Source organism: Bartonella sp. CL100XZDX (assembly GCF_042195375.1).
In the GTDB taxonomy this organism is placed as follows: Bacteria; Pseudomonadota; Alphaproteobacteria; order Rhizobiales; family Rhizobiaceae; genus Bartonella.
In genome coordinates this window covers 23,095-46,083 of the sequence record NZ_JBHIOH010000082.1, presented here as the reverse complement: position 1 = coordinate 46,083, position 22,989 = coordinate 23,095, and the positions used below count along the sequence as shown (strand labels likewise).

The following is a 22,989-nucleotide window of genomic DNA, read 5'->3' as shown; positions in this document are numbered from 1 at the left end:
TTGTGCCACACGATGGGTATTCCCCTGTGATATTATTTTTTGAAATTGAGCGTCTGTATAGAGTCGTTAGCGTTCTCTTCGGCAATGAATTGTTGACTTAAATCTTTATTTTGTTTCAATGCATCGCGAATAAGCTCATCGGTAAGCACTAAATGTGCATTTATGATATCACAAAAGGAAATAGGGGTATACATGGCTTCTCCATAAGCAGCTTTATCAGTGTTTAAAATAAATCCATCTTGCGTGATATTTGTAAGTGTCCCGCGAAATTTTCGGCGCCCATCAATTATTATTTTTGTTTCAATTTTTGCAAGATGCCCTTGCCAATGAAAAAAATCAGATTTTCTTACCAATGGACGATCAATTCCAGGTGATGAGATTTCTAAATGATATTTGCGTTCAATAACATTTTGGACATCAAGGAGTGGGGAAACAGTTCGACTAACAGTTTCACAATCTTCTATGGTCATAGAACCATCGGCACGTTCAACCATAATTTGAAGTGTTAAACCATTTTGACCAAGAAGTTTTACACGAACCAAACGAAAACCTAAAGGTTTAAGTAGTGGTATGACAAGAGCAGCAACCTGTGCTTCGATACCATCTTCTTCAAACAAGCGCGGTTCGTTAAGATTGCTTATTTTTTCAGCTTCGTTCATACATTTTATCCAAGTTGTTTTCATCAGTTTTATGATATTAAAAAAGAGCGGGTCCAACGGCCCACTCTTCATCATAAGACCAAGAATTTAACTATTGATACTCTTAAATTCAAAATTTTTCAAGTTGTTTATGAGAAAAGCGCTTGATCATTTATTTCTTGATAAAGGTAAGATAGGCAGGCGTTCGTCCTTCGCGTAAAGCTTTTGCTTCATAGCGGGTTCCACTCCATAGTGGATAAGGGAGTTTCCAGTCTTGAGGGCTTTCTGCTTTCCATTCAAAGTGATCATGTTGTGCACAATGGTACAAAGTCCAGTTTACATAACTGTCTATATCGCTAGCAAAGCGAAAAAATTTTCCTATTTTAAGAACACGAGCAAAACGGTTAAGATTTTTTATGTTGATGAAACGTCGTTTCCAGTGTTTCTTTTTCGGCCAAGGATCGGGATAGAAGAGGTCTATTCCATCAAGCGAGTTATCAGGGAGCCAATCAAGGAGGCGTGTAGCATCATCATTATAGAGGCGAAGACGATTTTGATGGTTTTGATGCTGTTCAAGAGACAACAATATTTTTGCCATGCCATTGATAAAGGGCTCGACGCCGATAAAACCAGTTTTTGGAAAATATTCCATTTCATGAAGTAAATGTTCACCTCCACCAAAGCCGATTTCAAGTCGAATTTCTCTTACTTTGCTTGAAAATAAGGATGTAAGGTTTGAAGGAGGAGGAACATTTAAATCAATATTAAAATTGGGGAGAAGCATTTTTATACGTGTAAGCTGACTGTTTTGAAGTTGTTTTCCTTGTCGGCGTCCAAAAAATGCTTCACTCTTACGTATATTATGTTTAATCATGGGATTTGGATCATTGTTTGAAGCGTTTTCACGAGATCAGTTTTTTCCCATGAAAACGAACCATCGTTTTTTGGTTTACGACCAAAGTGACCATAGGCAGCTGTTTTTGCATAAATAGGTTTATTGAGGTCAAGATGTTTTCGAATGCCGGTAGGTGAAAGATCCATTATTTTGCGGATGGCTGCTTCAATAACTTTTTCATCGACTTTTCCTGTTCCATGAAGATTAAGATAAATAGATAAAGGTTGTGCAATACCAATTGCATAGGAGAGTTGAATGGTGCATCTCTCTGCTAAATGAGCAGCAACAATATTCTTAGCCAGATAGCGTGCCGCATAGGCAGCAGAACGATCAACTTTTGTTGTATCTTTTCCTGAAAAAGCACCGCCTCCATGGGGTGCTGCACCTCCGTAAGTATCCACAATAATTTTGCGTCCCGTTAATCCGGCATCGCTTTGAGGGCCTCCAATAACAAATTTTCCTGTTGGGTTAATATACCAACTGCATTGAGCTGCAATGGGAATGTCATGTAAAGCTTGGCGAATGTAAGGCTCAACCACTGTACGTACTTTATTGGAATCCCAGCTTTCATCAAGGTGCTGCGTTGAAAGAACGATGGATGTGACCTCTATTGGTTTTCCATTTTTATAGCGTATGGTTATTTGGCTTTTAGCATCTGGTCCTAATTTTCCAGTTTCTCCCTCTCCTTTATGTCGGGCTGCGGCAAGAAGTTTGAGAATTTTATGCGCATAATAAATTGGTGCAGGCATGAGATCAGGTGTTTCACGGCAAGCATATCCAAACATGATGCCTTGATCACCTGCTCCTTCTTCACCGTGCCGATCCGTAGCATTATCAACCCCTCTTGCTATATCAGCTGATTGGGGGCGCAAAAGAACATCAATTTTAACAGTTTTCCAATGGAATCCTGCTTGTTCATAGCCAATGGTACGAATAGCACGGCGCGCTGCTGTACGAAAACGTGTAGGATTAATGAGTGGAAAGCTAGTTTCATCATAGATGAATTCTTTATTTTTATCTTTTTTTAATAGCGTATCGGGAACACGTACTTCACCAGCGATAACAACACGGTTGACACTGACGAGCGTTTCACAGGCAACGCGTACTAACCATGGATCAGTACCAGTCTTTTCAGCTTCTTTATAGATCATATCAACGATTTCATCGGAAATACGATCACAAATTTTATCAGGATGTCCTTCCGATACCGATTCGCTCGTAAAAAGATAATCTTGATGCGGCATAGGAACTCCTTCAAAAAAGAAAACCAACGATTTAATTAATTGCTTACTAAAGTCGCTACCATTTGCTAATTCTGTAGCAAATCGTCAATGCAAATTTATATGAATAAAAGAGAAAAGATATAATTTTAATTTATAACTTATTTGTCACATCTTCCTCAGAAAGTGCTTTTGCCAAGTCAATAATTTTTCGACGCACTTTAGCATCAGATATATTTGTAAAAGCGCGCATGAGCTGAATCCCTTCGCTGCTAGAACAAAAGTCTATAAAATTGTGATCACTTTCGGCAAAACCCTCTACTTGTTGGGAGGTAATACCTTTATCAAAAAAGTAAGAAACAGGAACATCCATAATTTCTGCTATCGCTTGAAGACGACTGGCACCAATACGGTTTGTTCCTTTTTCATATTTTTGGATTTGCTGAAAAGTAATTCCTAATTTTTCACCTAGTTTCTCTTGAGTGAGTCCTAAAATATTACGACGTAAACGGATACGAGTTCCAACATAGATATCTATAGGGTCAGGTTTTTTTCTAGTTTCGGTCATAATGCAACTCTTTATTTCCAGCACTTTTCTTCTAAACCAACATCATATTTATGCGAAGCTGATTTATCATATAATTAAAACAATATGTAATATTTTTTCCCAATACTACTGGTACACGCAACATAATGCCGTACAAAGGGCACTTGAATCATTTAAGCTGTTTTGTAGAACCAAAACCAACACGACACAATAGCATAAGGATGAATAAGATAAAAGTAGAGAAAGTTCTGTATTCATTGCTTCCTATAGGGGTAATGGATGATGGAACTTGTGAATCAATAATGCCCACAGCATTTTGTCGAAGAGCTACAACGATTCGTCCATAAGAATCAATAACAGCTGATATGCCATTATTAGCTGCCCGTATGAGGGGGATTCCCAGTTCAACGGCACGAAGCTGTGCTTGTTGAAGATGTTGATAGGGTCCAGGTGTTACACCAAACCATGCATCATTTGTAATATTAATAATTGCTTGAGGCGGGGAGCCTTGAAAAGTCATTTCATGGGGAAATATTGCTTCATAACAAATTAAGGGTAGATAAGAAAATCCGTTTGGCATTGTAACAATTTTGCGCACACTTGCAGTACTATATCCACCAATATTATCGGCAAGGGTACGCAATCCAATTTTTTTCAATAAATTCTGATAAGGAAGATACTCACCAAAAGGAACCAAATGAAGTTTATCGGAGGTATTTAAAATATTACCTTGAGCATTAATGACTGCAATTGTATTAAAATATTGTGTTTGGGAATGAGGTAGATCATTGCTGGCGCGTATTGCTCCGATAATAGCCCATTGTTTAGGTTTTAAAAGAGAGGCAATGCGCATTGTGATAGATGAGTTATCATAAAGAAGGTAAGGAACGGAAGCTTCCGGCCATACGATAAAATCGGGTTCTGAATTTTGATCGGTTGTTGGTGTTGCACTTAGCTTCATATGCGCTTCCAACATAGCTTCTCGTGTATTATCACGCAATTTTATATTTTGTTGGATGGACGGTTGAACAATACGCACCCAATAAGCACTTTTTTGATCTTCAGCTGTGTTTTCTATAGTATGAAGACGATAAAACCCAAAACCACAGTGAATGAATATAAGTGATAAGCAAAGAGAAAGTGCCACTTTCTTTTTTTCATTCGTTAATAAAACAGTTGGCAAACTGTAGGCTAAGACAGCAAGAATATTCATTCCGTAAAGTCCTACGATTGCATCAGATTGCATGAACATTGGGGTTGGCATGGCTGTATAGCCAAGAGAATTCCATGGAAATCCTGTGAATAAAAACGCACGCAACCACTCGGATAATCCTAATGCAAAGGCTAAAACAAAAAAGCGTGCTATTCCTTTTGTCCATAATAAACCGACAATGAAACCAGAAAAAAACCAATAAAGAGAAAGGTAGAGTGGAGGGAATAAAATGGCTAATGGGACTGCCCAACCAAAAGAATCTGGATCTGTTAACAAAGCATTGCATAGCCACCAAAGGCCGCAAATAAAATAACTAAAACCAAAGGTTCCACAGCTTAAAGCGTAAGTAAAAAAATGTTTTTTATTGTTTTTGGTGGCCCGTATTGAGTCAAGTAAAACAATAAAGAGAGGGAAAGTTAAAAAGCAAAGAGGTGTTAAATAAAAGGGTGGAAGTGCAAAAGAAGTAAGAGCACCACACAGAAATATCCATGCTTGGCGCTTCCAGCCTGTAACAGAGAACAAAAAAACGATGAAATTGTTTAAAAACGCTGGACTATTCTTTAGGGATGGCATTGTTCTCAAGATTCTCATTTTTGGGAATGCGAAAAATGCGCAATCGTTTAATCCGGCGTTTATCAGCTTCTAAAATACGAAATCTATAGCCAGGTACAGCTTCGACAATTTCACCTTTAGCAGGAATGCGATCAAGAATGGAGACGATCAAACCACCAATAGTATCAACTTCATCGCCATATTCCCCTACGATAAAATCAGGACCAAGAGCTTTCTCCACATCTTCTAGTTCAGTTCTTGCATCAACGAGCCATTTATTATTTGGTTCACGTACGATAGCATTGTCGACATTATCATGTTCATCTTCGATATCCCCAACGACTAACTCAACAATATCTTCCATTGAAACGAGACCATCTGTTCCTCCATGTTCATCAATAACTAAAGCCATTTGAGTTCGTGTAGTTTGCATCCGTGTTAATAATTTGCTCGCAAGCATAGAACTGGGAACAAAGAGAACTGTTCGGATCAAATCCAATTCACCGATTGGAGTATGCAAGTCTGTATGGTTTAATTGAAGCAAATCGGATTTTTGTTGGGTTTTTGTTGGGTTGATAATAAAGCGAGTGATGTAGTTAAGAATATCGCGGATATGGATCATGCCGCGCGGATCATCTAAAGTTTCAGCATAAACGGGTATACGAGAATGACCAATTTTTGCAAAACATTGAAGGGTTTCTCCAAGAGAGGTATTTATTTCTAATGCTTCGATTTCAGAACGAGGTATCATAACATCATCCACGCGTGCTTCACGTAAGCGTAAAATGTTATGCAGCATAGTACGTTCTTCAGGTGAGAAGAGGGCGGTATCTTTTTCATTGTTAGTTGTGAGTGCAACGGTAAGATCATCGCGCAGTGACGTAGATGCACAATTACGACCCCGTAAGAATGAAAATAAATGATTCATCAGGGAATATTTCTCTGTATGATTCGTCTGTTGAGAGGGGTCTTTTTCATTATTAGAAGATGCTTGACTATTATTTTGTGCATTTATTTTGTTTGCCATGGTTTTGAAATCTTTTAGACTTTCTTTTTATAACAGATAAATAAGAGGCTTTAAATGCTATGCTGGTAATATTGATTTTAAAAGTTAAATTTTATCATTGATAGACAATTATGCGTAAGGATCTTTTATGGAAAGCTTTTGAAGAATTTCTCTTTCGAGCTTTTCCATTTTATATGCTTCATCATCAGTTTCATGGTCATAACCAAGCAGATGTAAGATACCATGAACAATCATATGCGTTAAATGATCTTGAAATGTTTTTCCTTCGTTCTCTGCTTCGAAAACAACAGTTTCTCGGGCAATAATAATATCACCGAGCATGGGACCAGGTTGATTTCCAGCTTTAAGTGGAAAAGCAGGAAAGGATAATACATTAGTGGATTTGTTTTTGTTGCGCCATTGTGCATTGATTTGTGCCATATGTTCATCATCCGTAAAAAGCAGGCTAATCTCGCTTACAACATTTTCCAATGAAACATGATGCATAGTTGCCATTAATGCTTTTTCAGTGATATTATAAAGCATTTTCTCATCATTCCACCCTGCGCTTTTAATCATTATATCAATAATAATCATGACGAATCAAATTCATTTTTTAATGCATCGCATGCGAATGATTTTTTTTTATTTTGTATTTCGGAATCACGATCATAAGCACGAACGATAGCAGCAACAAGTGGGTGGCGTACAACATCTTTTTCATCAAAATGCACAATTGCAATATTTTCTACATTTGAAAGAATGCGAATTGCTTCAATGAGACCTGATTTTTGCCCTGTAGGCAAATCAATTTGGCTTACGTCACCGGTAACAATCATACGCGTTCCTTCTCCAAGACGTGTGAGGAACATCTTCATTTGCATGGGGGTAGTATTTTGTGCCTCATCAAGAATAACAGCAGCATGGGCAAGTGTTCGTCCGCGCATAAAGGCGAGAGGAGCAATTTCTATGACACCAGAAGCTAAAATGCGTTCTATTTTTTCAGCGGGCATCATATCATAAAGAGCATCATAAAGTGGTCGTAAATATGGGTCGACTTTTTCTTTGAGATCACCGGGAAGAAAACCAAGATGTTCTCCAGCTTCAACAGCTGGACGTGAGAGAATAATTCGCTCAATGATACCACGTTCTAGAAGCATTGCAGCATGAGCAACAGCAAGATACGTTTTTCCTGTTCCTGCTGGTCCTACACCAAACACAAGTTCAGTATGCTCCATAGCGCTTATGTAAGCGTCTTGTGTTGGAGTTCTTGCATGAATTATTTTTTTATGGGTACTCAACCGTGCTGGTATACGTTTCGTTGCAGATTTGTGTGTTATTGTGTCTTCTTTCTGCTTCTTTGGTATATTTGCCATAGCAATCGCTCCTTTTATATCTGATAAAGTGAGCTCTTGATGTGTTTTGGCACGTTCATAAAGCTGCTGCAATACATATTGCGCACGTTTTATAACAGAAATATTTCCACGGATTAAGACTTCATTACCACGCGGATGAATACTAAGTTCGAGTTTTTTTTCGATATAAGTGAGATTTTCGTCAAATTTACCAAAAACTGCTTTTGCATATTTATTATTTTCGAAAATCAAAACAACTTGGCTCAGATCTGAAGCGCTTGTTTGTTTCAAGGTATCAGCCTTTTCAAGGGACATATTTACTTTTTCTTTAATACGCTTTATTTTTTCGGTTGAAGCTTTCAGCCTATTCTCCATATCTACATAAACATTGCACATTTTGTTAAGTAAACTTTATAAAAGACAATTTTTACAAAAAGTGCACGCTTTAGATGTAATCATTTTCTTTTAAAATAAAAGAGTTTTCAAAAATATTTATTTTTGAACAAGGTGTTAGAGGCATGTTTATCTATTTGTCACTTCACCAACAAAACTGTTTGAGCTTGCATTTTTAATATGAATTTCTATCACGCTACCTGTAGAGGCTTCTGTATCGACAACAACAGGTAAAAGCCAAGGGGAACGCCCTACCATTTGCCCTGAGTGACGTCCAGGTTTTTCGATGAGAACGTTCGTTTTCTGATCAATTTTAGAACGCAAAAACGCATTTTGTTGCTCAAGGAGAAGGGCTTGTAAATGTTGAAGTCGGGAATCTTTTACAGATTCATCAACATGATTTTTCATTGTGGCTCCCACTGTTCCAGGACGGGGGGAATATTTAAAAGAATAAGCTGAACTGTACTGTACTTGTTGAATAAGTTTAATGGTTTCTTCAAAGTCTTCATCTGTTTCTCCTGGAAACCCTACAATAAAATCGCCTGAAAAGGCAATATCTGGCCGTGCGTTTCGAATTTTTTCGATAAGATGAAGATAATGAGAGCTTTTGTGTTGTCTGTTCATGGCTTTTAAGATGCGATCTGAACCTGATTGAACAGGAAGATGGAGGTAAGGCATTAACATATCAAGATCTCGATGCGCGGCAATAAGGCTATCATCCATATCACGTGGGTGGCTGGTTGTGTAACGCAAACGCTTTAAACCATTGAGTTTTGCAAGATGATAAAGAAGATCGCCAAGACGCCAAGTTTTGCCATCAGCACTTTGTCCATGCCAACCATTGACATTTTGTCCAAGCAGCGTAATTTCTTTGACACCCGCTTCGGTGAGTTGGCGGGCTTCCTCGGTAATTTGCTCGACAGACCGTGATATTTCAGCACCGCGTGTGTAAGGAACAACACAAAAAGTGCAAAATTTATCGCAACCTTCCTGTACTGTTAAAAATGCGCTAACACCTCGTTTTCTTACCGCATGTTTATTATAGGGCGGCAAATGAGCAAATTTATCTTCAACAGCATAGTCTGTTTCGATAATTTTTTTTCCTTGTTTTGCTTTTTCTAACAATTCTGGCAAGCGATGATACATTTGCGGACCAATAACAAGATCCACTGTTGGAGCACGGCGCAAGATTTCACTTCCCTCAGCTTGTGCAACACAACCTGTTACACCAACCATCAGGGGTTTATCAGGTGTGCGCTCTTGACGCATAACGCGCAAACGACCAAGATCAGAATAAAGTTTTTCTGCTGCTTTTTCACGAATATGACAGGTATTAACAAGAATAAGATCGGCATCATTGGGAATTTGTGTTGTCACATAGCCTTGCGAACTGAGGCTATCAGTCATCCGTTGGCTATCATAAACATTCATTTGACATCCATAGGTTTTTATAAAAACCTTTTTAGGAGCAACAGGAGGCGTATTTTTAGGATTTACTTTATTCATAGCGCATGTGTAAATGTTTTTCACACAAATCTCAATCTATTTGCTTAAAAGTTTTTTGCATGATAATTGCATCACCACGACCATTTTTTGACGCGTAGTAGGCAAGACGTTCAGAAATTTTTTGAAATTCAAAGCGTTGATAAAGGTTCAAAGCAGAAAGATTTGTGGCTTCTACTTCCAAGAATAATTTTATAGCGCCCTTGTCGTGAAGATGGTGAACTGTACGATCGATAAGAAAGGTACCAATTCCTTGTTGACGATAATGAGGATGAACAGCAATTGTGATGATTTCTGCTTCATCAAGGATGAGACGGCATAGGCAAAAGCCTAAAATTTGATCAGAGCGATCAATGAGAAAAACTTTGTATCCGAAGATAGAGTGATCTGTTAAGAAATTATCAAAAGCTTGTTTTTCCCAAGAAGGGGTAAAACAATGTTGATGAATTTGATGAAGAGAAGCACTATCATTAACTTGTAGCGGAGCAATTCCAAAAATCTTTTTTGTCAATGAAAATTTGGGCATTATTTTTTTTGTGGCAAAGCAAAATTGGTTTGTTGTTTTGCATCAGCGCTGCGTAGATAGAGTGGGCGAGGCGAATTTTTTGATTGTTTGTTTGCAGCAAGATAAGCATAGTTTACAATATCGGCCGCTTCGCAGGGGCTTTTTTCTAGGACAATTTTTTCGTGTATTTTATGGTTTTTAATATGTTCCATAACGACATCAGCAGCTGGGCCAGTCAGTCGGGTTTTTTTTGGCAAATCTTCGAGGATATTTTCAATTGTTTTTAATCCCGGCTCTCCCAAAGGTGTGAGATCATTATGAAAATTTTGATGGTAGAACATCCCTCTCCCTGCTTCAATGACAACAGTAATTGCCGATACTGTACTTTTACTGTTTATGACTTGTGCTGCTAACGCTTCAAGAGCACTCACTCCAACAGCTGGTATTTCAAGTGCTAATGCCAAAGCGCGCGCTGTTGCAACACCGACACGTACACCAGTAAATGATCCAGGTCCAATATTGACAGCAATACGCTCAACTTGATCAAGCGTCATATTGGCTTGTTTCATTATTTGTGTAATCTGCCCAATAATTTTTTCGGCATGTCCTTTGTTCATGCGTTCATTGATACGCGCAATAACAGATTTATGACGAATAAGCGCAACAGCACAATAAATTGAAGCAGTATCTATAGCAAGGATAAGCATAAAAATATTTTAGTTGAATAAAACGATAAATAAAAGTCCTGCTGTATTTTTAATCTTTTCATTATCGTATATTTCATTTGTAAGAAAGTTACTAGTGCCAATAAGCAACAATATCTTTTTATGAGATAGAACGAGATGTTAATTTAATCCTTATTATTTCACTTTTTGAATGAGTACCTTGAGTATTGTAAGATTCTCTTATTTTAAATTTACTTATGGTGAAACAATTAAATTTATTAGCTTGTATATTACAAGCGGAGTTAGCGTATGAATCAAAACTCCTTTCACGAATCATTTAAATGTAAGGGTTGTCACAACTTTTAAGCTATCAAATAGTACGTTGATGCCACTTGTATTACATAGTAAGTAAAAGTAATTTAAAAGAGGAAAAGTCATGACCTCACATTTTTTCCAAATAAGAATATATTTTATCAGTCTTTGTATAAAAACCTCAGCGTAATGAGAGCAGATGAAAGAAATGGTATTGTTTTGTATGAGTTACGTATTTTGATACTACCCCGTTGCAAATCATTATGGACTGAAAAGCAAAATTGACAGTTTTCACTTAAATATCAGCTCTTTCAATTTTTTGTATAGAATAATGAGCAATATTTTAGAACTTTTTCTGGTTTATGAAAGAACTGATTTTAATAATAATGAGGACTTTGGGTTGATTGCATACTACGTTGAAAAAATAATAATCAATGCACATTTTAAAATGTTATATGATTTAAATCATTCAATTGTATCATAATAAGGCTACAAATACCGAGAATAATTATGGAGCAGGTTGAAGCCAAAATGACGCGCCATCCTGCTTTTTTTAGTGATCGGATATCAACACCTAATCCTAGTGCAGCCATTGAGATAACAGTAAACAACTGGGCAATAAATTTGATGGGATTGATAGCCTTTTCAGGGATAAGACCACTTGAGCGAACAAGCATCATGATAATAAAGCCAATGATAAACCATGGGACGAGGGTATGTAAACGCAAGCGTGTTTCTGCTGATCGGCGATAAATGATTGATAGAGTAAAAATAACAGGGCCTAACATGAGAACCCGTACTAATTTGACAATTGTTGCAATTTGAACACTTAGAAAAGAGATAGGTGCTGTTGCTGCTAAAACCTGTGGTACAGCATACACAACCATGCCAGCAAGCACACCATATTGGCTAAATGACAAATTCAGAGATGGATGTAAAAAGGGTAGAAATAAAATAATAAGAATTCCTAAAAGAGCAGTGAAGGCAATTGATGCGGCTACATCGTCATGTTTTGCTTTTATAACAGGTGCAACGGCAACAATAGCTGAATTGCCACAAATAGCATTCCCACAAGCGACCAGCATTGCTAAATGTGTAGAAAGCCCGAAAAGTCGGCCGATGGCAAAGCTCAGGATAATCGTTACGAATATCACGAATATGATACTAGCAAGCAAATTCCAACCAGCTGAAAGGACTGCGTTAATGCTAATGCTTGCTCCTAGAAGAACGATAGCAATTTCGAGAAGTGTTTTTGCAGAAAAGGTGATACCTTTTTGAAAATATGTTGGCAAAGGAAAACAACTACGGATAATTGATCCTAAAAGAATTGCCAAAACAAGGCTTTCAAGCCATGCTTGTCCAAAAAGCTGTTTTTCTACAACTTCTAAGCCATAAGCTAAGGCTGATATGAGTAAACATGTTAGAATACCAGGACCAAAGTCGTTTAAAAGTGAGAGATGTTTTTTGATCATTTTAATATTTCCCCGTCATTAAAGAGCTAAAGGTTAAGAAGAAAAATTTTTAAAGATTTGTTCTTGCTTGTACAGCTGCTGCTAAAGTTCCATCATCAAGATAATCAAGCTCGCCTCCTACAGGAACACCATGAGCAAGTCGCGTAATTTTAACTGGAAAATTAGAAAGCTGATCAGTGATATAGTGAGCAGTTGTTTGACCTTCGACAGTCGCATTGACAGCAAGAATAATCTCCGTAATAGGGTTTTGTACAACACGCTGTATTAAGGTGGCAATGTTGAGTTCGTCAGGACCTATTCCATCTAAGGGGGAGAGTCGTCCACCCAACACATGGTAACGTGCGGCTAAAGTTTTTGCGCGTTCAAGAGCCCACAGATCAGCAATATCCTCAACAACGATGATTGTTGTATCATCGCGGCGCAAATCTGTACAAATTGAACAAGGATCAATGGTATCGACATTTCCACAAACAGAACAAATACCGACTTTTTCGATAGCTGCTTGTATAGCCGCTCCCAAAGGCTCCAGCAATGTCTCCTTTTTTTTGATAAGATGAAGCGCAGCACGACGCGCTGAACGTGGACCAAGACCTGGTAACCGTGATAAAATCTGAATGAGACGTTCAATCTCAGGTCCTGCAATGTATTTAGACATATTTTTGTCTCACGGGAAAAAACCGTTTCATTAAAATGGAAGTTTGAAACCTGATGGGAGTGGTAGCCCTGCCGTCATACTTTTGGTTTTTTCTTCTATTGCAACTTCGATTTTTGTTCTTGCTTCATTATAAGCTGCCATAATGAGATCTTCAAGAATTTCACCTTCCTCAGGTTTGAGTAATGAAGGATCAATTTGAATTGCTGTTATAATATTTTTGCCATTTAAAGTGATATTGACGAGACCACCCCCTGCAGTGCCCACAGCTTGCAGATTAGCTATTTCCTCCTGAATCTTCTGCATTTTTTCTTGCATTTCTTTGGCTTTTTTCATCATGCTCATCATTTCACGCATAGGAATAGGTATCCTTATTCATCATTGATATCATTTTTATTTTTAAAAATATCAGCATTTTTAAAGGTATTGGAGAGTAAATCAAGATCATTTTCTTCTTTATTGAGTCGAATATCGACAATTTTTGCTTCTGGGAAATGATTGAGGATTTTCGCAATATCAGGATCTGTTTCTGCATTAGAAAAAAGAGTCTTTTGAATCGCTATACTTTCCTCCTGTAAGGTTGGGCCACCTCCTTCATTAACAAAAGTTATTGTCCAGCGTTTTTCTGTCCATTGAGATATCTTTTTTTCTATATCATGAGCAAGAAATTGTGGGGTATTTTCAGAAAGTCTTAAGGTAATATGCCCAGCTTCAAAAGAAACAGGATGAACAAATTCTTTAATAAGGAGTTTGAAAGGAGTGTCATTATGCTGTTCGGCTAATTGAACAATATCGTGCAAAGAATTAATCACGAGAGTTTTAGGTTCAGTAATCTTTTCTGTTGTTTGCGTGACAGAATGCGATAAATTTACAATCTTTTCAGAAAGATCAGTAGATGGAGAAGTTTCTAGAATTTCTGTTACTTCTTGGGCGTTGATTTTGTCATGGTTTTGATTTTTAACTAAATTTTCCGGTTGTAAGGAATGATCTAATTGGTTTTTCAAAGAGCTTTTTAAATCTGATTGATCGGGTAATGTATTTGAAACGCTCGAGGAAGCATGGGCTCCGACCATTGTTTCTTTTGTTATATTATTTGCATTTGTAGATTCTTGATGAGAAGAGTTTTTAACCAGTGTGAGAGGTGTTTTTTCTTGCGTAAGCTTTTTTAAAGCCTCATCAAGAGTTGGTAAGTCAGCCGTGTGAGCAAGACGAATTAAAAGCATTTCAGCGGCTTGAAGAGGACGTGCAGTTTGATTAACTTCCTGTAAACCTTTGAGTAACATTTGCCAGTTTCGGGATAAAATAGGAACGGAAAGTTTTTTTGAAAAGTCTAAACTTCTTAAACGTTGTTCTTCAGTTAGAGAGAAATCTTCCACTATTTCTGGTGTAAAACGTAAACGTGTGACCAGATGATTAAAATCGGCTAGTTCTGTCAATATAGTAAGAGGATCAGCACCTGCTTCATATTGACTGCGTAATTCATGTAACGCATTGACAACATCGCCCTTCATAATAAATTCAAAAAGATCAATGATACGTGCTTGATCCGCTAATCCTAACATTGTACGCACCGCAATAGCATTAACATTGCCATTGCTATGGGCGATTGCTTGATCAAAAATGGATAATGCATCACGTGCTGATCCTTCTGCAGCACGGGCAATCATAGAGAGTGCTTGATCTTCTACTTCTACCTTTTCATATTTCGCAATTTGACGCAAATGTGCGCTCAAAGCTTTTGATTCAATACGTCGCAAATCAAAACGTTGGCAACGCGAAAGAATTGTAATAGGAACTTTGCGAATTTCTGTTGTGGCAAAAATAAATTTCACATGGGACGGTGGTTCTTCAAGAGTTTTCAATAAACCATTAAAGGCTTGTGTTGAGAGCATATGTACTTCATCTATAATATAAACCTTATAGCGTGCAGAAACAGGACGATAGCGTATTTGTTCAATAATTTCACGAATATCATCAATGCCCGTATGAGAAGCGGCATCCATTTCTATAACATCAATATGGCGTCCTTCGATAATTTGTGTGCAATGTTCTCCAAGAGAGTCCAATACGGTTGTTGGTTGATCAATATCTTTTGTTTTATAATTAAGCGCACGTGCCAAAATACGTGCTGTTGTGGTTTTACCTACGCCACGAATCCCTGTTAACATCCACGCTTGTGCAATACGACCTTTTTCAAAGGCGTTGGTGAGAGTACGCACCATAGCTTCCTGACCAATGAGGTCAGAGAAGTTTTTTGGTCGATATTTACGAGCAAGAACACGATAGGCTGTTTCTACCGGTAAATTTTCCATGAGTATTTCCAACTTCGAAGTTCTTTATGCGTACATTTTGATAATACAAAAGCATAGATCAATACTGTAGTCTCATATAAAAGGATTTTTTCTTAATCAAATTATTTATGGGACAATTTGTTTAAAAATAACAAAACCCCTTTATTTGCTGCATACAAATGCTGCTCTGAAGATTAAAAATACCTCGCTAAAAGACAGCATAAAAAATAATTTCTTCAGCAAAATAGGAGGTTGGAACGATGACCCGTACCAGAACTCGTTGGGGCTGCTTCTTTCCAGACCTGACCCAGTTGGCGAGTAGTTCGTCCACCACCAACCTCCCAAGCTCATATTGTCGATTTGGAATGAAAAATCAAGATCAGAAACGAAAAATATCCTAAGAATGACGAAGAATTTTCCTTTGCGTTTAATTTATTGACATATAAACAACAAAGAGATTGTGGATTTACCAGTTTTTATAGCAGTAGCTCTTCATATTTATTTGGTATGAAAATATTTTTTCGCTTAAGATAGTCTGAATGTATAATTATTCTCATTCGCTGAAACATGTAAGAGTTTTAGGATAGATACATCTGTTCTAAAACTACGAAATTGAATCATCAAAAATTTACAACAGTCAAAGAAGCAAATAAAGCAGATAGATCATGTAATTGGCTAACATTCGAAAGTTAGGGGGGAAGAGTGCTATTTAAAGAATTATAAAATATTGCTTTATACATTTAATGTTATACATTCACAGGCTTTTGAAAGAGCGATTGCTCAATACTCTTAACTATATTTCAAACTCCACTCATAATAGTATACATGCTTCCCTTGAGTTATAAATCTATAGTTGCGCTACCCTCTTTATGCTTAATACAAAGTATAAATTTTAGCCCTCATGCTATTTAACAACTCCCAATGTTGCGATCCCTTGTACTTGAGAGGCTTTATAAGAAGCATTTTTATTCCTTTTTTTAATCGTTTTTACTCACACACCAATCCCATTTGTAACTTTCAAAGAAACGATTTTAATGGATTTAATATGAGATTGATTTTACTTTATTCGTGGTTTTAATTCAGTATAAGAAAATCAAAGTCGTATAATGATAAGCCAGTATCTTATAAGAGTACCACCTCATTTCTATAGTGAATGAGAATATAAAATATGTAATATTTTTTCTTTTAACATAATATAAATATATAAATACTGAGTAGATGTTATCGCTCTTTTTTTGCGTGCTTGTTCTTTTAATTAAAAAACATTGATGTTCATCACAAGGTGGGTCAATATATGAAGTTTCATTATTTGAGAAAAGATTTCATATATTTTTTAAGGGGCTGTACTCATACAAGAGAAGATGCAACATTCAACGCTATAGAAATAAGGGGATACTGATTTTATAAGCATAAAAATGGTTCTTATTCGATAGTAAGCGACATTTTATAGTTTCAAATAATATATTCTTTAATAAGGAGGGAAAAGCGAGATAATTTTTATAAAAAGCTGAATGAGTATGACTTAAAGTGCAGTGAGGAATGCATCTGTAGAGCAAATTTTACTTTTCCGTTTATCTAAGTGATTTGGGTACAATGTGCTTTATATCACTTAAAATGAAGCAGTTGCGAAGAGAGAAGCATATTCTTATTAAAAAAATAGCTCTGATAGTAGAAAATACAGAACAATTTAAATTTAGTCTTTTAGTTTTCGCAAAAGTTCCTTAATATCTAACCTTATGAGCAACTTAAGGTTTGCCATATTAGGATAAAAACACCTCTTCAGCGATAAGTTTTAATGGCTCATTATGCTGTATTTTGAAAAAAATAACTGAAAAAAATAAATCTACTAAAATTTAGATGTTATAGAAATATTGTTAATCATAATCTCCTGTGTCACAATTTGTTCCAACAACTTTTTTCTTCGTAATATTTTTAAAAATATAATGTCCTGACGAAGGAAAACTTATATGAAGAGATTTTATATTTTTTAGGATAAAGATCTTCTTTTCTTTATCATGGGTTATTTTCTTTTCATCATCAACAGCAATTCTCAATTTGTTTAAATCAGAAGGGGTAGAGTACGATAAAGTAAAGGATACTTTCTTTGGTTCAAAGATACTACAAGAGTATTCAGCTCCTTGATGGATTGTATCGGATGGTATGATCACAACACTTTCATCCAGCCCAAAATTCCATTTTTTCTCACCAAAGCCAGCAAACGCACCACTAGAGTGGGCGAGAATATTTGCGGCTAATAATCCTTGCATGAAGATTTTTTTCATTATCTTCTCCTTTTTCTAAAGTGAGGTGAATCATAAATCAATTTTTATAAAGATAAAAGCTCAAACTTAACGCTAAAATCAGGGCTAAGTTGCATTTTCTAGTTTTAAACCATGTTCAGACTGATATCAGTCTAAGAAATTTGAATGCTCTATTATGTATAATAATTTGAATTGTTTTGAGAGCTAATTTAGAAGTTCGTTATCTTTATTGGAATATTGTCAGAGGAAATGACTTTTCTCAAGAAGCTCTCTTTGAATATATAAAGGGAAATAGATGGTACAAGCGTTTTTATTTTTGGTTACTGTGTTTTTTTACACTGGTTTTTATACAAGTTGAAGTGCTTTTTATCATGATATAATTTGTGAAAAAATATTATGGAAATAATTTATATATTCTTTTATGAGCCGTTTTTTCTTCTTCAGTTTTTATGAAGGGTGTTGAGTAGAAAAAACCGAGCTCTTTCAAGATACGTTGCATTATGAAATTTTTACGATGCTCTTTGATATCAGCAAAGAATGATAGCAGCCTAATTGCTTTTATATATACGATGTTCGATCGTTTTGTGCTGGATAAGTACCGATAATACGCAGTTCTGCAGAAAAGAAAGATAATTCTTCTAAGGCAAGTTTCATCATCGGGTCTTCAGGATGCCCTTCAATATCAACAAAGAATTGTGTTGCATTGAAATTTCCACCAATTTGATAGCTTTCTAATTTTGTCATATTGATACCATTCGTTGCAAATCCTCCCATAGCTTTATAGAGAGCAGCGGGGACATTGCGCACTCGAAAAAGAAGACTGGTGATGATTTTTTCGCCATTTTGAGGTTTGGGGACATGTCGTTTGGAGCGTGAAAGGATGACAAAACGGGTAATATTATGAGGGTTATCTTCAACATCTCTTTCAAGAATATCAAGTCCATAGAGTTCTGCTGCGATTAAAGGTGCTAAGGCAGCCTGTGAACGTTTAGCATTTTTTTTAATAAATTTTGCAGCTCCAGCGGTGTCAGCAGAAACAACAGGTTTCCAACCGTTGTTTCGTATGATTTTTCGGCATTGTGCAAGGGCATGCGTATGGCTGTGGACGGTTTTAATTTCGTCATGTGTAACGCCGGGTAAAACCATGAGTTGAAAATGGATAGGTAAAAAATATTCATCAATAATATAAAGAGATGACTGCGGTAAAAGATGATGAATGTCTGCAACGCGTCCCGCAAGGGTATTTTCAATAGGGATCATAGCAAGATCAGCTTTCCCACTTTCCACTAAATTAAGGGCGTCTTCGAAAGTAGCAGAGGGAACAGCATCCATATTGGGGAACATATTGGAGCAAGCAATATGGGAATTAGCGCCGTATTCTCCTTGGAAAGAAATTTTATTGGTTTTTTTAAGTATTTTCATGCTAAAATCTCACAAACTCTATCGAGATCATGTTGTGTGTCTACACCTAAGGGAATTGTATCGACTATTTCCACATCAATACGCATGTTGTTTTCTAATGCACGTAATTGTTCAAGTTTTTCACGTTTCTCAAGTGGTGAGGGTTTGAATGATACAAATTTCTCAAGTGCTTCGCGCCTATAGGCGTATATTCCAATATGGTGATAAAGAGGACCCTCTCCATAAGGTGCTGTGGCGCGCGTAAAATAAAGAGCACGAAGGCGATTTTGAGAAAGCGGTGTACCAATGATTTTGACAACATTGGGATCTCTTGTTTCATTTTCTTCAATGATTTGAGCACCCAAGGTTGCAATATCAGTAAAGCTATTTTCTAAAGGGCGTAGCGCACGAATGATTTCACGAGGCATTATTGTTGGTAAGTCACCTTGTACATTTAAAATGGCATTATAACGTTGTTCCGGATCAATGCGCATTAAAGCTTCATAAATACGATCAGATCCAGACTTATGATCACCTCGTGTTATGATATATTCATGTCCATAGTCTGCAACAGCTTTAGCGATATCATTATGATCTGTTGCAACGATTGTACGTCCTATTCCAGCTTTTTTAGCTTGTTCTGCGACATGAACAATCATCGGTTTTCCGCCAATTTCAGCGAGAGCTTTTTGAGGAAGACGGGTTGAGCCTATACGGGCAGGAATAAGAATAATTGGTTCAAGAGCCATTGTAAGATTCCAAATGTCATCTGTGATGCATTTATGATGTTGTGTGTTATAAAGAAAAAGCTTAGACTAAAAATGGTAATGAAACCGTGAACATTTGAGTTTTTATGAATCGCCGGAGATTTATTTATTTTATTTGTGCTTGTTTATGTGTGCTGGTCGCTGTTGTGGGGATTTCCACACTCAGCAATATAATTTACGATCATCCTACATCAGTCCAATATCATCATACAGTTGCCAAGAATGATATATTTCAAGAAAAACAAAAAGCACCTGATGTTTCCCTATCACTAAATAGCCGCCTTCAACAAGGCAATTTTGAAAATGGCCGTAAAGTTTTTCGCCAATGTGCCATATGCCACACATCTGGACGCAATGAAACAGGGCGTGTTGGTCCAGTTCTCTGGGAGATTGTTAACCGCCCTTTGGCATCAGCAGCAGGTTTTGCTTATTCACGGGCATTACGTACTCATTCTGATCAAAAATGGGATTTTGTAACGTTAGATCGTTATTTACATTCTCCACGTGAAGCTTTTCCTGGGACCATTATGTCTTTTCGTGGAATTAAAAATGACCAAGATCGTGCCGATCTTTTGCTTTATTTACGCAGTTTATCCGATCATCCTGTTCCTTTACCAATGGATAATAATAAAGCGAACGAGCCAAATTAACTTATACCATAGATGTTAATTTTAGAAAGAAGTCTGACTTTTTGTAATTTTAGTTTCACGGTTTTATAAAAAGAGCTCTTTTATAAAAATGCACTCTTTACGCTGTCATCTGCAGATTGGTTTTCAAGATTTGTTTGCTTCACTTTTTCTACATATACTTGTCTGTGAAATTATTGCTGAAGGATTATCAATTCATGAGCCGCAACTTTCTGCTTCTGAATGCGATAATTATGTAATTAAAGCTCTCCATGAGGTTTATCTTAATCCTTCTATGCACATCAATCCCCATGTACTTTTACATCAATTCCCATGTATTTTTCTTATGAACAGAGACAATTGATTGTTCTTATACGTGCAATAATCCTAAGCTGCATTTTATGATGCTCGATGAATAGACGTTTTCTCTTGAGGTTAGAGATGTACGGACAGATCATTGACCTTCTATAGTATCAATCACTAAAATGTGACTTAGATTATTTATTTATAGGTTATGGTTTGAAGTAAGCACTTTCATGTGAAACAATTTTTATGTGTGAATATTAAAATAGTTGAATAGAGTTCTGCTGATTGTATTTTTATCTACGTCGAAAATTTTTTACACAAGAATATTGATAGCAGCTACGTTCCCACGAGTCTCTGTCCATTTATAGACGATGACATGAAATTATACTGATAATCCATTATAGAGAATTATTTTTTCACAAAAGGTTTTCCATATTTGTGAAAAATTTAATAGGTTTCATTGGTTACAATGTTTCGATGACTTGCGATAAAATATTAGTATTTTAATACATATTGCGAGAGTGCTAAAAATTAGTGGAAGAGAGGACATAATCATAATTCTCCAAGCTTCTTAATAACTATGGCATTTTCTTTATAATTTGAGCGTTTATAAGTAATAATATTAAATTGCGCTAATAATCCATTATAGAGAAGAATCTTTCCTACTAATGGCTCTCCGATGTTTGTGATCATTTTAATAACTTCCATTGCTTGTAGGGTCCCAATAACGCCAGGTAAAACACCGATTATTCCAGTTTCAGCGCATGTTGGGATAGTCCCGTGAGCTGGAGGGGTGGGAAATAAATCGCGATAGTGAGGATTATTGTCTTTATACGGCATAAGGACGGTTAATGAGCCATTAAAACGTTCTACAGCACCACTTATTAAGGGTTTTTTGCATTGGGCAGCGTGATCAGCAAGAAGATAGCGCGTCGTAAAATTATCACTTCCATCAACAATGATGTGGTAAGCATTAAGCAGTTTATCCACATTACTTTTATCTAAGCGTAGGGTGTGTTTTTCAACTACAACATGGGGATTTATTGCTTTTATAGTGGTTTCAGCACTGTCTGTTTTGCTTTTGTTTATTGCATTTGTTTTATGAATAACTTGGCGTTGTAAATTGGAAAGTGAAACGATGTCGTTATCGACAATTCCAAGGGTTCCTACACCTACGGCAGCCAAATAGGTTAAGACAGGAGCACCAAGACCACCAGCACCCACAACAAGAACACGTGCTTTTTTTAGCTTTTGTTGTCCTGCACCACCAATCTCAGGCAAAATGATGTGGCGTGCATAGCGTTCGATTTCTTTGTTGTTTAATTTTGTATCTGTTTTTTTTGTCATAAATTTTCTCTTGTCATAGTTCTTTTATTGTTTACTAAGTTTATGATGCTTAGACCAGTCTGCTTTTAGGATAGGGAGGATTTATTTATGAAAATTGCCATTCAGATGGATCATATTTCAACAGTTCGGATTCAAGGAGATACGACATTTGCACTCGCTTTAGCAGCACAAGAACGTGGACACTCTCTCTTCCATTATACACCAGATCGTTTATCTCTGTATGATGGTTGTGTGATTGCACGACTAGAGCCATTGATTGTACATGATAAAGAGGGAAGCCACTATCAATTAGAAAAGCCTGTTCGCACGGAATTAACAGATATGGATGTGGTTCTTTTACGCCAAGATCCACCTTTTGATCTCAATTATATCACAACGACTCATTTGTTAGAACGTATTCATCCTAAAACACTCGTTGTGAATGATCCGGCATGGGTACGCAACAGTCCAGAAAAAATTTTTGTGACTGAATTTTCTGATCTGATGCCAGAAACATTAATTACCAAAGATATTGAAGAAATAACAGCTTTTAGAGAGACATTTGGCGATATTATTGTTAAACCACTTTATGGAAATGGGGGCGCTGGTATTTTTTATTTAAAACAAGATGATCGCAATTTAGCATCATTGTTGGAAATGTTTTCAGAAATTTATCACGAACCTTTTATTGTTCAGCGCTATTTAGAGGCAGTACGAAAAGGAGATAAAAGGATTATTTTGCTTGATGGTACACCTGTTGGAGCTATTAATCGAATTCCGACAGAAACAGATGTGCGCTCTAATATGCATGTTGGAGGCCGCGCGGAAAATGTGGAGTTAACAAAACGTGATTATGAGATTTGTGAACGCATTGGTCCAGCCTTAAAGGAACGAGGTCTTCTTTTTGTGGGGATTGATGTGATTGGAGATTATATAACAGAAATTAATGTGACGTCTCCTACGGGAATTCGTGAAATTAAACGCTTCTGCGGTACAGATGTTGCTCATTTGTTTTGGGATGTTATTGAGTTCAAGCGTTCAAATGAATTTATTTGACAGAGGACAAAAACATGGTTTTAAAAA

Annotated in this window: 21 protein-coding genes and 1 other RNA gene; 2 read left to right on the top strand and 20 right to left on the bottom strand. The window is 36.7% G+C overall.

Features of this window, described 5'->3' with window-relative positions; genetic code table 11:
- Positions 1-32: 32 nt before the first annotated feature.
- The 19 genes from rimP to ACFILU_RS08975 all read right to left on the bottom strand — a co-directional run bounded on the left by rimP (position 33) and on the right by ACFILU_RS08975 (position 19,630).
- Complete coding sequence (rimP, locus tag ACFILU_RS09065) at positions 33-683, bottom strand: ribosome maturation factor RimP (protein WP_375675705.1); 651 nt, start codon at positions 681-683, stop codon at positions 33-35.
- Between the two features lie 127 nt (positions 684-810).
- Positions 811-1,512 carry a tRNA (guanine(46)-N(7))-methyltransferase TrmB gene (locus ACFILU_RS09060; protein WP_375675661.1) on the bottom strand — a complete coding sequence of 234 codons (702 nt, stop codon included), beginning with the start codon at positions 1,510-1,512 and terminating at the stop codon, positions 811-813.
- Positions 1,509-2,777 (bottom strand): methionine adenosyltransferase, encoded by a 1,269-nt coding sequence (metK, locus tag ACFILU_RS09055; protein WP_273790586.1) that lies wholly within the window; start codon positions 2,775-2,777, stop codon positions 1,509-1,511. Before metK ends, ACFILU_RS09060 begins: the two co-directional genes overlap by 4 nt.
- Before the next feature lie 130 nt (positions 2,778-2,907).
- A complete protein-coding gene (locus tag ACFILU_RS09050; protein WP_273790585.1) occupies positions 2,908-3,321 on the bottom strand; it encodes a helix-turn-helix domain-containing protein in 414 nt (137 codons plus the stop codon).
- A gap of 148 nt (positions 3,322-3,469) precedes the next feature.
- Positions 3,470-5,104, bottom strand: coding sequence for an apolipoprotein N-acyltransferase (gene lnt / locus ACFILU_RS09045; RefSeq protein ID WP_375663288.1), 1,635 nt, complete (start codon positions 5,102-5,104; stop codon positions 3,470-3,472).
- A complete protein-coding gene (locus tag ACFILU_RS09040) occupies positions 5,067-6,092 on the bottom strand; it encodes a hemolysin family protein (RefSeq protein WP_375675660.1) in 1,026 nt (341 codons plus the stop codon). The genes lnt and ACFILU_RS09040 overlap by 38 nt, the downstream gene beginning before the upstream one ends.
- A gap of 108 nt (positions 6,093-6,200) precedes the next feature.
- On the bottom strand, positions 6,201-6,668 hold the full coding sequence (ybeY, locus tag ACFILU_RS09035; protein WP_375631071.1) for an rRNA maturation RNase YbeY: 468 nt from the start codon (positions 6,666-6,668) through the stop codon (positions 6,201-6,203).
- Complete coding sequence (locus ACFILU_RS09030; RefSeq protein ID WP_375675703.1) at positions 6,665-7,789, bottom strand: PhoH family protein; 1,125 nt, start codon at positions 7,787-7,789, stop codon at positions 6,665-6,667. Before ACFILU_RS09030 ends, ybeY begins: the two co-directional genes overlap by 4 nt.
- A gap of 159 nt (positions 7,790-7,948) precedes the next feature.
- Positions 7,949-9,325, bottom strand: a complete 1,377-nt coding sequence (miaB, locus tag ACFILU_RS09025) for a tRNA (N6-isopentenyl adenosine(37)-C2)-methylthiotransferase MiaB (protein WP_375675702.1) — start codon at positions 9,323-9,325, stop codon at positions 7,949-7,951.
- Between the two features lie 31 nt (positions 9,326-9,356).
- On the bottom strand, positions 9,357-9,848 hold the full coding sequence (gene rimI / locus ACFILU_RS09020; RefSeq protein WP_273790580.1) for a ribosomal protein S18-alanine N-acetyltransferase: 492 nt from the start codon (positions 9,846-9,848) through the stop codon (positions 9,357-9,359).
- A complete protein-coding gene (tsaB, locus tag ACFILU_RS09015) occupies positions 9,848-10,534 on the bottom strand; it encodes a tRNA (adenosine(37)-N6)-threonylcarbamoyltransferase complex dimerization subunit type 1 TsaB (RefSeq protein WP_375675658.1) in 687 nt (228 codons plus the stop codon). The genes rimI and tsaB overlap by 1 nt, the downstream gene beginning before the upstream one ends.
- A 713-nt stretch (positions 10,535-11,247) precedes the next feature.
- Complete coding sequence (locus tag ACFILU_RS09010) at positions 11,248-12,276, bottom strand: YeiH family protein (protein ID WP_375675656.1); 1,029 nt, start codon at positions 12,274-12,276, stop codon at positions 11,248-11,250.
- Positions 12,277-12,325: 49 nt separating this feature from the next.
- A complete protein-coding gene (recR, locus tag ACFILU_RS09005) occupies positions 12,326-12,931 on the bottom strand; it encodes a recombination mediator RecR (protein WP_273790577.1) in 606 nt (201 codons plus the stop codon).
- A gap of 30 nt (positions 12,932-12,961) precedes the next feature.
- The gene (locus ACFILU_RS09000; RefSeq protein WP_375611802.1) at positions 12,962-13,285 is read right to left on the bottom strand and encodes a YbaB/EbfC family nucleoid-associated protein; all 324 of its coding nucleotides are present in this window, start codon (positions 13,283-13,285) and stop codon (positions 12,962-12,964) included.
- Between the two features lie 14 nt (positions 13,286-13,299).
- Positions 13,300-15,240: a DNA polymerase III subunit gamma/tau gene (locus ACFILU_RS08995; protein ID WP_375643397.1), complete on the bottom strand. Its 1,941-nt coding sequence runs from the start codon at positions 15,238-15,240 to the stop codon at positions 13,300-13,302.
- Positions 15,241-15,463: 223 nt separating this feature from the next.
- Positions 15,464-15,561: signal recognition particle sRNA small type (ffs, locus tag ACFILU_RS08990), an RNA gene on the bottom strand.
- 1,532 nt (positions 15,562-17,093) lie between these two features.
- Positions 17,094-17,501 (bottom strand): hypothetical protein, encoded by a 408-nt coding sequence (locus tag ACFILU_RS08985; RefSeq protein WP_375637603.1) that lies wholly within the window; start codon positions 17,499-17,501, stop codon positions 17,094-17,096.
- A 537-nt stretch (positions 17,502-18,038) separates the two neighbouring features.
- Positions 18,039-18,902, bottom strand: a complete 864-nt coding sequence (locus tag ACFILU_RS08980) for a prephenate dehydratase (RefSeq protein ID WP_273790573.1) — start codon at positions 18,900-18,902, stop codon at positions 18,039-18,041.
- Positions 18,899-19,630 (bottom strand): 3-deoxy-manno-octulosonate cytidylyltransferase, encoded by a 732-nt coding sequence (locus ACFILU_RS08975; RefSeq protein ID WP_375675655.1) that lies wholly within the window; start codon positions 19,628-19,630, stop codon positions 18,899-18,901. The genes ACFILU_RS08980 and ACFILU_RS08975 overlap by 4 nt, the downstream gene beginning before the upstream one ends.
- A gap of 104 nt (positions 19,631-19,734) precedes the next feature.
- On the opposite strand from ACFILU_RS08975, the gene ACFILU_RS08970 reads away from it, so the two are divergent.
- Positions 19,735-20,298 carry a c-type cytochrome gene (locus ACFILU_RS08970; RefSeq protein WP_375675654.1) on the top strand — a complete coding sequence of 188 codons (564 nt, stop codon included), beginning with the start codon at positions 19,735-19,737 and terminating at the stop codon, positions 20,296-20,298.
- Positions 20,299-21,132: 834 nt separating this feature from the next.
- Here the strand turns inward: ACFILU_RS08970 and ACFILU_RS08965 are convergent.
- Complete coding sequence (locus ACFILU_RS08965; protein ID WP_375675652.1) at positions 21,133-21,927, bottom strand: molybdopterin-synthase adenylyltransferase MoeB; 795 nt, start codon at positions 21,925-21,927, stop codon at positions 21,133-21,135.
- A gap of 87 nt (positions 21,928-22,014) precedes the next feature.
- Between ACFILU_RS08965 and gshB the strand changes: the two genes are divergently transcribed.
- The gene (gshB, locus tag ACFILU_RS08960) at positions 22,015-22,962 is read left to right on the top strand and encodes a glutathione synthase (protein ID WP_375631061.1); all 948 of its coding nucleotides are present in this window, start codon (positions 22,015-22,017) and stop codon (positions 22,960-22,962) included.
- The last annotated feature ends 27 nt before the right edge of the window (positions 22,963-22,989 follow it).

Coding starts and splice junctions, on each gene's coding strand:
- ACFILU_RS09040 (WP_375675660.1), bottom strand. CDS start 6,092: ATGGCAAACAAAATAAATGCACAAAATAATAGTCAAGCATCTTCTAAT.
- ybeY (WP_375631071.1), bottom strand. CDS start 6,668: ATGATTATTATTGATATAATGATTAAAAGCGCAGGGTGGAATGATGAG.
- ACFILU_RS08965 (WP_375675652.1), bottom strand. CDS start 21,927: ATGACAAAAAAAACAGATACAAAATTAAACAACAAAGAAATCGAACGC.
- lnt (WP_375663288.1), bottom strand. CDS start 5,104: ATGAGAATCTTGAGAACAATGCCATCCCTAAAGAATAGTCCAGCGTTT.
- ACFILU_RS09060 (WP_375675661.1), bottom strand. CDS start 1,512: ATGATTAAACATAATATACGTAAGAGTGAAGCATTTTTTGGACGCCGA.
- ACFILU_RS08975 (WP_375675655.1), bottom strand. CDS start 19,630: ATGGCTCTTGAACCAATTATTCTTATTCCTGCCCGTATAGGCTCAACC.
- recR (WP_273790577.1), bottom strand. CDS start 12,931: ATGTCTAAATACATTGCAGGACCTGAGATTGAACGTCTCATTCAGATT.
- miaB (WP_375675702.1), bottom strand. CDS start 9,325: ATGAATAAAGTAAATCCTAAAAATACGCCTCCTGTTGCTCCTAAAAAG.
- ACFILU_RS09050 (WP_273790585.1), bottom strand. CDS start 3,321: ATGACCGAAACTAGAAAAAAACCTGACCCTATAGATATCTATGTTGGA.
- ACFILU_RS08995 (WP_375643397.1), bottom strand. CDS start 15,240: ATGGAAAATTTACCGGTAGAAACAGCCTATCGTGTTCTTGCTCGTAAA.
- ACFILU_RS08980 (WP_273790573.1), bottom strand. CDS start 18,902: ATGAAAATACTTAAAAAAACCAATAAAATTTCTTTCCAAGGAGAATAC.
- tsaB (WP_375675658.1), bottom strand. CDS start 10,534: ATGCTTATCCTTGCTATAGATACTGCTTCAATTTATTGTGCTGTTGCG.
- ACFILU_RS09000 (WP_375611802.1), bottom strand. CDS start 13,285: ATGCGTGAAATGATGAGCATGATGAAAAAAGCCAAAGAAATGCAAGAA.
- ACFILU_RS08970 (WP_375675654.1), top strand. CDS start 19,735: ATGAATCGCCGGAGATTTATTTATTTTATTTGTGCTTGTTTATGTGTG.
- metK (WP_273790586.1), bottom strand. CDS start 2,777: ATGCCGCATCAAGATTATCTTTTTACGAGCGAATCGGTATCGGAAGGA.
- rimP (WP_375675705.1), bottom strand. CDS start 683: ATGAAAACAACTTGGATAAAATGTATGAACGAAGCTGAAAAAATAAGC.
- ACFILU_RS09010 (WP_375675656.1), bottom strand. CDS start 12,276: ATGATCAAAAAACATCTCTCACTTTTAAACGACTTTGGTCCTGGTATT.
- rimI (WP_273790580.1), bottom strand. CDS start 9,848: ATGCCCAAATTTTCATTGACAAAAAAGATTTTTGGAATTGCTCCGCTA.
- gshB (WP_375631061.1), top strand. CDS start 22,015: ATGAAAATTGCCATTCAGATGGATCATATTTCAACAGTTCGGATTCAA.
- ACFILU_RS08985 (WP_375637603.1), bottom strand. CDS start 17,501: ATGAAAAAAATCTTCATGCAAGGATTATTAGCCGCAAATATTCTCGCC.